The organism is Lentilactobacillus sunkii DSM 19904 (genome assembly GCF_001435575.1).
In the GTDB taxonomy this organism is placed as follows: domain Bacteria; phylum Bacillota; class Bacilli; order Lactobacillales; family Lactobacillaceae; genus Lentilactobacillus; species Lentilactobacillus sunkii.
In genome coordinates this window covers 54,447-67,290 of sequence record NZ_AZEA01000008.1, presented here as the reverse complement: position 1 = coordinate 67,290, position 12,844 = coordinate 54,447, and the positions used below count along the sequence as shown (strand labels likewise).

At 42.3% G+C, this 12,844-nt stretch carries 12 protein-coding genes; 9 read left to right on the top strand and 3 right to left on the bottom strand.

Translation table 11 applies throughout. The features are described 5' to 3' along the window. Positions 1–86 precede the first annotated feature (86 nt). The 7 genes from FD17_RS06570 to FD17_RS06540 all read left to right on the top strand — a co-directional run bounded on the left by FD17_RS06570 (position 87) and on the right by FD17_RS06540 (position 7,026). Positions 87–632 carry a helix-turn-helix domain-containing protein gene (locus FD17_RS06570; protein ID WP_057824862.1) on the top strand — a complete coding sequence of 182 codons (546 nt, stop codon included), beginning with the start codon at positions 87–89 and terminating at the stop codon, positions 630–632. A gap of 201 nt (positions 633–833) precedes the next feature. Beyond that, on the top strand, positions 834–1,922 hold the full coding sequence (locus tag FD17_RS06565; RefSeq protein ID WP_057824861.1) for an ABC transporter ATP-binding protein: 1,089 nt from the start codon (positions 834–836) through the stop codon (positions 1,920–1,922). Continuing rightward, positions 1,915–2,877, top strand: a complete 963-nt coding sequence (locus FD17_RS06560; RefSeq protein ID WP_057824859.1) for a carbohydrate ABC transporter permease — start codon at positions 1,915–1,917, stop codon at positions 2,875–2,877. The genes FD17_RS06565 and FD17_RS06560 overlap by 8 nt, the downstream gene beginning before the upstream one ends. After that, positions 2,877–3,707 carry a carbohydrate ABC transporter permease gene (locus tag FD17_RS06555; RefSeq protein WP_057824857.1) on the top strand — a complete coding sequence of 277 codons (831 nt, stop codon included), beginning with the start codon at positions 2,877–2,879 and terminating at the stop codon, positions 3,705–3,707. The genes FD17_RS06560 and FD17_RS06555 overlap by 1 nt, the downstream gene beginning before the upstream one ends. Further along, positions 3,707–5,068, top strand: a complete 1,362-nt coding sequence (locus FD17_RS06550) for an ABC transporter substrate-binding protein (protein WP_420864819.1) — start codon at positions 3,707–3,709, stop codon at positions 5,066–5,068. Before FD17_RS06555 ends, FD17_RS06550 begins: the two co-directional genes overlap by 1 nt. Before the next feature lie 89 nt (positions 5,069–5,157). Then, a complete protein-coding gene (locus FD17_RS06545) occupies positions 5,158–5,853 on the top strand; it encodes a glycerophosphodiester phosphodiesterase family protein (RefSeq protein WP_057824852.1) in 696 nt (231 codons plus the stop codon). Between the two features lie 177 nt (positions 5,854–6,030). After that, positions 6,031–7,026: an agmatine deiminase family protein gene (locus tag FD17_RS06540; protein WP_082617159.1), complete on the top strand. Its 996-nt coding sequence runs from the start codon at positions 6,031–6,033 to the stop codon at positions 7,024–7,026. A gap of 133 nt (positions 7,027–7,159) precedes the next feature. Here the strand turns inward: FD17_RS06540 and FD17_RS06535 are convergent, their stop codons facing one another. The 3 genes from FD17_RS06535 to FD17_RS06525 all read right to left on the bottom strand — a co-directional run bounded on the left by FD17_RS06535 (position 7,160) and on the right by FD17_RS06525 (position 10,315). After that, positions 7,160–8,809, bottom strand: a complete 1,650-nt coding sequence (locus tag FD17_RS06535) for a peptide ABC transporter substrate-binding protein (protein ID WP_057824851.1) — start codon at positions 8,807–8,809, stop codon at positions 7,160–7,162. Between the two features lie 289 nt (positions 8,810–9,098). Next, a complete protein-coding gene (locus tag FD17_RS06530) occupies positions 9,099–9,947 on the bottom strand; it encodes an aldo/keto reductase (RefSeq protein WP_057824848.1) in 849 nt (282 codons plus the stop codon). Positions 9,948–10,012: 65 nt separating this feature from the next. Continuing rightward, a complete protein-coding gene (locus tag FD17_RS06525) occupies positions 10,013–10,315 on the bottom strand; it encodes a hypothetical protein (RefSeq protein WP_057824846.1) in 303 nt (100 codons plus the stop codon). A 179-nt stretch (positions 10,316–10,494) separates the two neighbouring features. Here FD17_RS06525 and hemH point away from each other — a divergent pair, with 179 nt between their 5' ends. Together hemH and FD17_RS06515 are read left to right on the top strand one after the other, a co-directional pair. After that, on the top strand, positions 10,495–11,469 hold the full coding sequence (gene hemH, locus FD17_RS06520; protein WP_057824844.1) for a ferrochelatase: 975 nt from the start codon (positions 10,495–10,497) through the stop codon (positions 11,467–11,469). Continuing rightward, entirely contained in the window at positions 11,447–12,775 is a 1,329-nt protein-coding gene (locus FD17_RS06515) for an Nramp family divalent metal transporter (protein ID WP_057824842.1), read from the top strand. The genes hemH and FD17_RS06515 overlap by 23 nt, the downstream gene beginning before the upstream one ends. Positions 12,776–12,844: the final 69 nt, after the last annotated feature.

Here is a 12,844-nt window from a genome sequence, read left to right as displayed (position 1 = left end):
GTTACCCAGATACGGTGGACTTTTAGAAATGTTATGAGTATATTAGGATTAATCAATGCAACGGAATTGAGAGGAGTGATCCAGGCATGCAAATCGGAAGGGTTTTGCAGAAACAAAGAGAACAACGCAAATGGTCACAATCTGAATTGGCTGATAAGTTGAATATTTCCCGTCAATCAATTTCCAAGTGGGAGCAGGACGTCAGCTTACCAAGCTTTGCGAATGTGGTGGCGATTAGTGATTTATTTAAAATATCATTGGATGATTTGATCAGAGGAGACGACGAATTAATGGATAAATTGATGAAGAACCAAAAGATGAGTGCAACAACAAAAATTGTTTTGTGGGCATTTGGAATTGCCGTTGTGTTATATGGAATATTAATGGTAGCTGGGGTGGATGCCGGCAGTGTCCATCAATGGATTCGATTCCCAATGTTTGTAAGTTTTGTTGGACTATTAGTAACGATTAACTGGCGGCAACTGAACCGATCGTTGTCAAAGCCGGCTGTCATTTTTGGAATCATCTTAGTGACATTGTTTCTCGTTCCGGAAATTTATGGTTTTGTGCAGGGATTTGTAAGTGGGATGCATGCAGAATATCAAGGATTCTGGGAAGGCTTTAATGGATAAAACAAACAGAGTAGGGCTCTAAAAGCATTTTAAGATGCTTTTAGAGCCCTTTTCATTTGTTTTCAGGTCTAGCTTTGAAAACACAATCTTTACATAGCCCTTGATTTTTTTACCTGCAATTTACATTAACGAAATCACGATTTTACATTGAACGACCACAATAATCATTGTATTCAAATAAATGATTTTGAGGTGAGATATTTGTCAATTACTTTAAGAAACGTCCGCAAAGATTACGATGCGCAGACAGAGGTCCTGAAAGATATTTCGGTGAAGGTTGAAACTGGCGAGTTCTTCGTCATCGTTGGGCCTTCCGGATGTGGTAAGAGTACGTTACTTAGAATGATTGCCGGCTTGACGCCAATTACCGCCGGTGAAGTTAGTATTGATGACAAAGTTGTTAACGATTTAGCTCCAAAAGCCCGAAAATTAACAATGGTTTTCCAAAATTATGCCTTGTTCCCATTCATGAATGTCTGGGATAACGTTGCCTTTGGCTTGAAGGCCCGTAAAATGGACCAAGCAGACATTAAGCAACGAGTTGATGAAGCACTTAAAATGGTAAATCTGACCGAGCTTGCCAAACGCAAACCCCGTGAGTTATCTGGTGGTCAACGTCAACGGGTTGCTTTAGCCCGTGCGGTTGCCAGTGATGCCAAGATTTGTTTGATGGATGAACCATTATCCAATTTGGATGCCCAATTAAGAATCAAGATGCGCCAAGAGATTTATGCACTGCAACGCAAACTTGGATTGACGTTGATTTACGTTACCCATGATCAGGTTGAAGCAATGACAATGGCCGATCACATCATGGTATTGAATGACAAACATGTTCAACAAATCGGTACCCCAAGTGAAATCTATCAAAATCCAGCAAATGACTTTGTGGCCAAGTTCTTCGGTACCCCACAAATCAACATCCTTAATGCTAAACGTTCGCAAACCGATAACCACGTTCTCGATGTGGATTCCGATTTGGAGATTGCATTGGATGAAGAAGTTCCGGCTGAAAATGTTAAAATCGGAATTCGTCCTGATGACATGAAGGTTGAAGCAGCTGAGAGTGTTGAAGCAAACGCCACCGTTAAGAATATTGAATTCTTGGGCGATGAAACGATCATCTATGCCACTCTTAACAGCGGCGAAGACATCCATGTGGTTGTTCCCGGACAGGTCAATTACCGCATTTTCCAGCCAATCAAAGTCACTGCCGATTCTAATTTGATGTTCTTTGATGCAGATGGTAATCGAATGAATCTTTCGAAGGAGGCTTACGTTCATGCTTAAATCTCCAGCACAGTCGACACCGACATCTCCGCTTTCAGTTGAAAAAACTAAAAACAAGATTGCCGATCAGGAAGCAAAATTTACGTTGAACGCCAAGGATAAGTATTTTGCCTGGGCATTTCTCGGACCGTCACTTTTGATTTTAGGTGTATTTATCTTTTATCCAATGGTCAAAACTTTGTATCTCAGTTTATTTCTGACCAATACCGTTGGTAAAACCACCGTTTTCGTTGGCCTTTCCAATTATATTAACTTGCTAACTTCTGCCGATTACCTATCCAGCTTGGGTGTCACATTATTCTACGTCTTCGCTGTAACGATTATTACGATTGCTTTGGGCTTGGTTCTTGCAAACCTGGCAAGCAAACGACTTCCCGGAATCGGTCTTTTTCGGACACTATTTTCGGCAACCATGGGCGTTTCCGTTTCCGTTGCCGCAATCTTCTGGCTATTTATTTTTAATCCTTCGACCGGATTCCTTTCATTAGCAAGTACCTTCCTGCATTTACCACAAATTCCTTGGTTAACGGATCCTACAGCTGCAATGTGGGCCGTTATCATTACCACCGTTTGGATGAACTTGGGATTCACATTTCTGATTTTACTTGGTGCAATGTCTTCAGTCCCAACAACCTTATATGAAGCAGCCAACATTGAAGGGGCATCATCACGTTTCCAATTCTTCCACATTACCATTCCCTCAATCTCACCAACATTATTCTTCGTTTCAATTATCACTTTGATTGAATCCTTTAAGAGTTTTGGCTTGATTGACTTGATGACTAAAGGTGGACCTACCAACGCAACCAACATGCTGGTTTATCGAATTTACAAAGATGCCTTTTATAGTGGTAACTTTGCCCAAGCCAGTGCCGAATCAATTATTTTAACAATTATCATCGCTTTGTTTACGCTTCTGCAATTTAAAGTTTTGGAAAAGCGGGTGAACTACTAATGGATATTGTAACTAAACCAAAGCTGTCCCGTCGAATCTGGGATTACACTTTGTTGACGGTTTTAGCATTGATTATCTTGGCACCATTTCTGATCGGATTGTGGACCAGCTTTCTACCAACGATGCAGATTGCCCAAGGTAACTTCTTGAGCACTAAAGTTTCATTGCAGAATTACATCGATGCATTTACCCAAACGCCCATCCTTCGTTACTTGGGAAATAGTTTGGTGATCTCAACTGCAACGATGATCGCTCAATTAATCTTTTGTTCAATGAGTGCCTATGCATTTGTATTTCTCAAGTTTAAAGGCCGTAAGTTCTTATTTGGAATGTTTTTAGCAACCATGATGCTGCCATTTGAGGCTGAAATTATTCCCAACTTTCAGACGGTTAAAGCCTTGGGATTGTTGAACTCATACTCAGTTATGGTCATTCCATTCCTGACTTCAGCATTTGGTGTCTTCATGCTTCGTCAGTCATTTATGCAGATGCCGATTGAATTGAAAGAAGCTGCCGATATTGAAGGATTAGGCCACTTCCAGTTCTACTGGAAAATGGTTCTTCCCTATAACCGAATTCCATTAATGACACTCGGTGCCTATAGTTTCTTGGGAGCTTGGAACCAATATCTCTGGCCAATGCTGACGACTTTCAGTAATGATTTCCGTCCAGTTCAAAACGGTCTCCGTCAACTTCAATCTGAGGAAACCTTTAATGACTGGGGAATGATTCAAGCCACCGCAGCCATCGTGGTTATTCCTACTTTGATCGTCCTCTTCATCGGTCAACATTACTTCAAGTCTGGTGTGAATGAAGGTGCAGTTAAATGATGAAGAAATTTACTGCCTTTTTGAAGACTTACGCATTACCAATTTTTGCAATATTTGCCTTGGTTCTTGGACTCGCATTCGTCCACGGCTCAAGGGATGCTTCCAGTGCGAAAGCCGGTCGAATTCCCGTTGTATTTTGGCATGAAATGGGTGGCCCCGCAGAAGTTCAACTGGATAAAATGGTGGATGATTTTAATAAGTCTCAAAATAAATATGAAGTGATTCCCCAGTATCAAGGGGTTTATGACGAGGCTGTTCAAAAGATCATTCAAAGCCACGGAACGAGTGCATCACCTGCTGTGTTCCAGTCATTTGATATCTCAACTGCTCAGATGATGCACAGCAAGTACACGACACCGGTTCAGAAGTTTATTGACGAAGACAACTATGACACAAGCAATATCTCATCAGTTGCCCGTTCATTCTATTCCAATAAAGGTAAGCAACTGGCAATGCCGTTCAATACCTCGCAGCCTGTGCTTTACTACAATGCTTCGTTGTTCAAGAAGTATGGTGTCACACCACCATCAAAATCACCAAGTTATAGTGAAGTTACCCGTGCTGCCGAACAGTTGTACAAAAAGTCACATCACAAAGTTAAGGGTATGACCATGGAAATTTATGGCTGGTTACTTGAAGAAGCTCTTGCCAATGCCCATACCTCACTAATTAACAATGGTGACGGTCACACTGGTAACCCAACCAAGATTAACCTCAATAACCCAACAACCAAGAAGTTCCTGACTTGGATCAGAACGAATATTAAATCTGGCGATTTCGTCAACTATGGTTCTGGTGCCAGTGCCGAAACCAATGAAATTGCGGCATTCTTAGCTGGTAAGTTAGGTATCTTTGTTCAGTCTTCAGCATACATTGGTCAATTAACTACTGGAAACAAGAATAAACTGGGAATTTCCTACTTCCCACATCCAGATGGCGTAAAGGCCAATGGTGTTGGAATTGGTGGTGCCGCCCTTTGGATTTCTAACGATAAGCCTGCTAAAACCCAACGTGGTGCTTGGGAATTCATCAAGTTCACTCAAACTGCCAAGAACCAGGCTGCATGGCAAAAAGCTACTGGTTATCTGGCTTTGAACAAGAATTCTCAAAAGACTAAGACCCTTCAAGATTTGTACAAAAAAATTCCTGCTGCCAAGGTGCCAGGTGAGCAATTAGCCAGTGCCAAGCCAAACAATACCAATTCCGGTATTTTGATGGAAGGCATGCAGTTGACCCGTGAGTTGGAACAAACTGCCATGGAAACTGTTTATAACGGTGGTAACATCAACTCAGCATTGAACACGGCCGATAAGGCGATGAACGCCAACTTGAAGACGACCAATAAGGCCGACGGCAGATAATATCATAAGCAGCTTCCATTAAGACCCGCTGTGGGGTCTTAAAGGGAAGTTGGCTAAGAGAGTTGAGAATTGAAAGGAAGTTACCCATTTTGACTACCAAAACACTGATTTTTGGGCATCGTGGTTACCCATTTAAATTTCCAGAAAATTCATTAAAAGGATTTCAATATGCGATCGATCACGGGATTGATGGATTGGAATTCGATGTTCATTTGACTAAAGATAATATTCCAGTCATTATGCACGACGAAAAGATTAACCGCACGACAAATGGTAAAGGATTGATTAACTCGTACACTTTACAAGAGCTTCAACAGTTCCACATGCGCGATGGCGAGACCATTCCCACATTGAAGGATCTCTTATCACTTGCTGCAGGTAAGCCTGTGCATTTGAACCTGGAATTCAAGACCAACAAGATTCATTATCCAAAGATTGAACAGATTGTGCTCGACTTGGTCAAGCAATATGATTTGGTTTATCCGGTTATTTACTCCTCATTTAACCTGGATTCACTGAAAGTTGCTTATCGAATCGACCCATCTCAACAATATTGCCTGCTATCCGACCACGTTATAAAAGACGCCAAGGCGCTCATCATTAAAGAACACTTGGCAGGACTCCACTTGAGCCATTACCAACCACTGGCAAATGTGGATGAGCGGATCTGGACCGTTGATGATCCAAAAGATCAAAAGAAGTTGTTGGCCGACCACGTTGCCGGAATTATCACCGATAATTTCGAGCAGGCTGTTCGAGTACAGCATAATGCTGTTGCAATGTAACTCATAAGATTAAAGGACTGGTAATTCCAGTCCTTTTTTATTTATATATATATTATTTTAATGTTGATGATGTCAACCCTTACCTTTTTCGTTAGCACCGGTGATATATTTTTTATTAATTATTATAAAAAATTCCCGTGTTAGACTTACTCCAGAACATGACACGAGGAGGAAGTTATGAAAAAAACTGCTTTGTTCAAAAGGGTGCTTGCTTTTATCACAGTTGTCACTGGTGGTCTGTTGGTGGCAGGTTGTGAGCCTTCGCTAGCACAAAACGAGCCAAACATTTATACGGCATTACCAGTCAAAAGTGATTCGTATTATCAGCCATTCAGTCACTCACTGAAGGCCTTCAGCAATCAACTATCGCGCACCGACCCAAGACATGTGATTACGATCACCAACCAGTCAATGAATCACAGGGTAAGCCGATTTTCTTATGATGATATCTGGGTGAGAGATGTCGCACCGGTTATCACAACTAAAATGGTGAAATTCAAGTATGGATCCAACTATTTGCCAAAGGCCGATGCCTCATACCTGGATCGGCAATTTCGAACTTGGCTTGATGAAGAAGGCTTCAATTACCAAGTCAGTAACCTGGTATTGGATGGGGGAAACCTTATTTGGAATGGTCATGATACTGTCATTTTGACAAATCATGTGTTTGATGATAATCCGGGATGGACACGAAGCGAGATTGTAAGTGAGTTAAAGCCTAAACTTAATGTGAAACGGGTCATCTTTATTCCGGTTGAACCTGGAGATGTTTTGGGCCACGCTGACGGCATGGTGAAATTCATCAGCAGGAATGAATTATATGTGAGTGACTTTTCAGGGAATCATAAACTGTTGAGAAAAGTTGAACATCAAATCAAATCTGTCATTCCAAATGCTAAATTTGTGGTTTTGCCTTCGGCGTATACTTCTCGTGGCCAATATGATCGAAAAATCGCTTCAGCCAAGGGGTTGTACATTAATATGCTGGAAACGCCAACGAAGGTCTACGTTCCACAGTATGGTTTGAGTATGGATCATAAAGTTTTGAAAATAATTCGGAGTCACACTCATAAGAAATTGATTCCAATTAATGTTGGTAAGATCTCAACCATGGGCGGATCCGTTCACTGTCTGACATGGGATGTTCCTAAAACGATGGTGCCAGAAAAATAAGCTGATTAAAAAATGATGGTATGACAAAATACGGGTAGAATCCTTTGAACGCTGCTTGATGTCAGCGTTTGGAATCTACCCGTATTTAATATGCAGATGCTATATATTTAGAAGATTATCGGTGTGTTTGAAATTATTTAGTGACGTATAATCCTTTATATCCATTGCTCATTCCGGCTGGATTCCATACAAATCCATGGATGTTGGTTCGCCATAGTTGAGTTGTTGATGGTTGATACAGTGGGATGACACCTTGATCCTTCATTAAAATCTTTTCGGCATTGACCAAGTCGTCGTAACGTTTGTCAGGGTTATTGGCATCAGTAGTCTTTGATGCGGCAATGTATTTGTCATATTGTGCGTTAACCCAGTGCCCGTTGTTAGTTGGGTTGCTCTTTGTAAGCAAGTCCAAGAAGTTGATTGGATCGGCAAAATCTGCACCCCATGATGAAACAACCAGATCAAAATCGCCATCGGTTGAACGGGATAATTTACTCTTTGTTGGTACGTTATGGATGGTAATACTCAATCCCGGCAGCTTATTGAATTGGCTTTGCAGGTACTGAGTCGTCTTTTTAGACTGATCAGTATCGTCACTCAATAAGGACAGGTGGAGCTTCTTCAGACCGACTTGTTTCATGCCTTGAGTCCATAGCTTTTTAGCTTGGGCTTCATTGTAGGTAACCCCTGATTTTTCATAGGCATCACTGGCAAAATCAGCACCGGTCTTAGGATTCTGGAAGAAGTTGGTTGAAACAAATCCCTTTGGCGCAGTTGAACCGTCTCTCAGCACTTGAGTCGCAAGTGAGTTCTTATTGATAGCCTGTGATAATGCTTGACGAACTTTTACGTTCTTCAAAGCCTTAACGCGCTTTTGATTCATTTCCAAATAGATGGTCGATCCACCGACAAACTTTTTAAATTCCGGCTTGTTCTTGTACGACGGAACCTCTTCACCGGAAAGTGTCACAACATCAAGTTTGTTTTGCTGATAAAGTGAAAGGCCAGTACTTGGTGTCTTAACAACTTGGAAGTTGAGCTTATCAAGCTTGACTGCTTTCTTATCCCAGTAGTTGGCATTTTTCTTCATTGTCCACGTATCACTGGTTCCATTCCAATCAGCGAGCTCAAATGGGCCATTGTAGGCTGTAGTGGCACTGCTGGTTCCGTAACGGCTGCCGTATTTCTTCACAGCGGATTCTTGTTGTGGGAAGAAAGTTGGGAATGCCAATAAGAGCTTGAAGTATGGAACTGGATGGCTGAGCTGGACAACCAAGGTCGATTTATTTGGTGCCGAAACACCAAGCTTATTAGGCGACAACTTGTTTTTTTGAATGGCACTATAATTCTTCACACCTTCAAATAAATAGGAATATCCGGCTGCGGTTTTTGGATTGACCACTCGGCGCCAACCATATACAAAGTCGTTTGCGGTGACCGGCTGGCCATTATTCCACTTATCGTTTGATCGCAGTTTGAATGTATATGTCAGACCGTTTTTAGATACCTTGGTGCTGGTTGCCAACGCGTTCTCAACCTTTGATTTTGGCCCCAGTCGATAAATTCCTTCACCGATTTGATAAAGTGGTGTCAAGCTACCGCTGTCTGATGCTTTGGCCGTATCCAAAGTTGAAATTTCGGATGCTGTGCTGATGTTAACCGTCTGATTTTTAGACATTGTTGTGCTGGATTTTTCAGAACTTTTGTTACTGCCACAACCGGCTAGAACCAAAACTAATGCGAGTGTGCCGGTAATTGCTAGAAAATGTTTGTTTAATTTCACGATTTACCCCTCTTTTTTGACATAAAAACTGCCAGCACTTCGATACTTGCTGGTCAGCTTGTTATTGATTTGTTGAGTTACTTGGAATTTGTTAGTAACAGGATTTACTATACTAACATGAAATGTGGTGGGGTGGCAAATGATGGGCGGTTGACTTATATATAGCCGAAACGAGTTCCGACGACCCTGCCCCCTACTGTGTAAGCCAAAAATTCCAATGATGAACCAAACCCGTTCATCATTAAAATTTCTGCCTTACACTCCGGGGCCACCCGGGTCTCGTCACTCTCTACTCAAATTCCTCATACACCTTCGGATCTTGGCCATCCACTCGGCCGTCTGGCTTTGTTAATGCGTTGATTGCCTTCATTTCTTCATCTGTCAGCTTGAAATCAAAGATATCCTTGTTGGCTCTTTGATGTACTAAGTTGCTTGAACGGGGAACCGGGATGATGTCCCTTTGATTATGCCACTTTAAGATGATTTGGCCGACATTTTTATCGTATTTCTTTGCCAGTTCTTGGATAATTGGTTCCTTCAGTGCGGCACTTCCTCGACCCAGTGGGCTCCACGCTTCGGTGACAATTCCACGCTTCTGGTCAGCTTTGAGCATTCGTTCATTGTTCCAGTAAGGGTGAGCCTCAATCTGGTTGACGGCTGGGGTGACGCCCGTTTCCTTAATCAATCTGTCCAAATGTTCCGGTTCAAAATTAGAAACACCAATTGATCGGATTAAGCCACGCTTCTTGGCGTCAATCATTGCCTGGAAAGCTTCCACATAATGATCGCGTTTTGGCAGTGGCCAGTGGATGAGGTACAAATCCAAATAGTCGAGACCTAATCGATAAAGCGATTCTTGGATTGCTTTGGTTGCTTCATCATATTTGTGGTATTTTCCAGGCAATTTTGAGGTCACAAAGAATTCGGAACGGGGGATGCCAGAACGGCGAATTGCTTCACCAACCATGCCTTCGTTATCGTAATTTGTCGCCGTGTCCAAGCCGCGGTAACCATCGTTGATAGCAGCCAATGTTTGTTGAAGACCTTCGCCACCACGAATTTGAAAGGTTCCAAACTGGACTGAAGCCATTTTGTAGCCGTCGTTTAAAGTGATTTCAGGAACCATATCTTTTTCCATTAACTATTTACCTCCACACCAGTTGAACCACCCCATCTGTTATGTAATTACGCAAAAAGAGAGGATTATTTTTTTGGTTGTTTTTTTTGTTTTTCAGAATTTGTCTTTGGTCTGGGCTGGATTTTCTTTTCGATCTTTTTAACAGTGATGTACCAGCCGACCTGCATTGATTTATTTGGGTTGATGTATTCAACACTAAAATTATAATATTTTGCGTTGGCGCTTTTCTCGATCAGCATATTTTTGACGTCAAGTGCGTCTGCCCGACTTTCAAACCTTAAATTACTGTTTGTGCTGTAGCCGCTGTGCTTGCTGGGGTCATTATACATCTGGTCAAAAAAATCCAGATATTCTTTGGAGTCGTTCAAGGTATCACGTCCTTCCTTCTTCCATTGTACCCAACATACAGGTCAATTTCATTGCAGACGTCCAAATAAGTTCAAAAGACAAGATATTTCTATATTATGTGGACTTTTAAACACACCTGAATTGTCTTTCACACGATAAACCTCTAAAATAAACACTATACGACGAGGAGGGGATCGTCTTGACGAAAAATGGTTTGTTACTTGTGAATTTGGGATCACCAGTATCACCCAGTAATAAAGATGTTAAAGCTTACTTGAAAGAATTTTTGAGTGATCAAAACGTCGTGACGCTGCCAAAGTGGTTCTGGCAGCCTATTTTACGTGGGATGATTTTACCCACAAGGACTTGGCGATCAGCCACATTTTATCAGCACATGTGGACCAAAGCAGGTTCACCGCTGACAGCTTACACTGAGATTATGAAGCAAAAAGTCCAACAGGATCTGCGCGAATGGGATGTTCAATATGCAATGAATTATGGCCAGCCACGAATCGTTGATGTTCTCCACGAAATGAAGGATCGTGGCGATAAAGAAATCGTTGTGCTGCCGTTATTTCCCAACTATACGCAAAGTACCCACGACACGATTATTGAGAAGGTTCATGCATCTGGTGTACAGACTCACATCATCAAAAATTTCTATGATGAGCCAGTCTATCAGCGGATTTTAGCTAAACAAGTTGACGAGGCTTACCCAAAGAAAAATTATGATGCCGTCATCTTCAGCTACCATGGTATTCCGATGTCGATGGTTAAGAAGGGCGATCCCTATAAAGGCGAATGTGAAGCCACCACTGAGGGTGTGACAAAGTATCTGACCAAAGTTCCCAAGGATAAGGTCAAGACCGTTTTCCAATCTAAATTTGGACCGATGCCTTGGCTGAAACCATATTTGAAAAATTATCTGATGGAACTGGCCGCAATGGGCAAACGAAGCGTGCTCCTGGTAACCCCGTCATTTGTGGAAGACTGTCTTGAAACGATTGAAGAAAACAACGTTCAAAACTACCAGACCTTCAAGGCCAGCGGCGGAAACGTGTTTGATTCAGTCAGACCGATGAACGGCAGTGACGAGTTTTGTCATTTTTTGGCCGACTTGAGTGTCAAACAGCTGCAGGGAGGCGATGCTAATGAGCCAGGAACCAACGCATAAAAGTCTTGATGAAATTAACCAGAGTGTTGATGTACCCAGTGTTTATGAAACTTCATTTGTTCAAAAGTTCTTGGCGTACAGTGGTCCTGGCGCCTTAGTGGCCGTCGGCTACATGGATCCCGGCAATTGGCTGACTTCTCTTGCCGGTGGCAGTCAGTATCGATATTCGCTACTTTCTGTTTTGTTAATGTCGATTCTGGTAGCGATGTTTATGCAGACACTTTCGATTAAATTGGGCGTTGTGGCTCGCCTGGATCTAGCCCAGGCAATTGCTCAGAAAGTTCCGAAAGGCGGCCGTTATACCCTCTGGATTATCAATGAACTGGCAATGATGGCCACCGATATGACCGGGGTGGTCGGAACGGCAATTGCTTTGAAGCTGTTGTTCGGTCTGCCTTTAGTCTATGGCATCCTCTTCACGATATTCGATGTTTTGTTAGTGCTATTATTTTTACGATTTGGAATCAGAAGAATCGAATTTATCGTGTTGACGGCCATTTTAATTGTCGGCATTATCTTTGGTGTGGAAGTATCAAGAGCGGCACCAAACCTGATTCAAATTGCCGGTGGCATGGTACCAACGCCCAAAATCCTAACCAATCATGAAATGCTGATTATGAGTTTAGGGATCGTTGGGGCGACCATCATGCCACATAACGTGTACCTTCATTCATCACTGGCCCAAAGTAGGCGATATGATTACCATAACCCCAAGCAGGTGAATGAAGCTTTGAGGTTTGCAAAATGGGATTCCAACGTTCATCTGGTCGCGGCGTTTTTGATCAATGCACTGCTGCTGGTACTGGGTGGAACGTTGTTCTTCCACACTGGTGGTCATCTTTCCGCGTTTCAAGATGTCTATGACGGCTTGAAAAATTCAGCCGTTGTTGGTAATTTGGCTAGTCCTTTGATGAGTACTTTGTTTGCGTTTGCGTTACTGATTACTGGAATGATTTCCTCAATTACCAGTACGCTTTCTGGACAAATTGTGATGGAAGGCTATCTGCATATCAGATTGCCACTGTGGGAACGGCGACTGCTAACCAGGTTTGTGACCCTGATTCCGATTTTGGCAATTGGGTTTCTGGTTGGGTTTAACGACCACGATTTTGAGCAGATTATCGTTTATGCCCAAATTGCGTTGTCGATTGCATTACCGTTTACACTGTTTCCGATGGTCGCTTTGACCAGTAACCATGCGCTGATGGGGATTCATACCAACCAGCGGTACGTCACGATTATCGGCTACTTACTGACTTCAATCATTACCGTTTTGAACTTGCAATTCGTAATCGCTGCCTTTTAGATACAGCCGTTAAATACAGTTATTTAAAACTTCTTAAAAGAAAACATTGAAATAATGAGATGCAGGGGG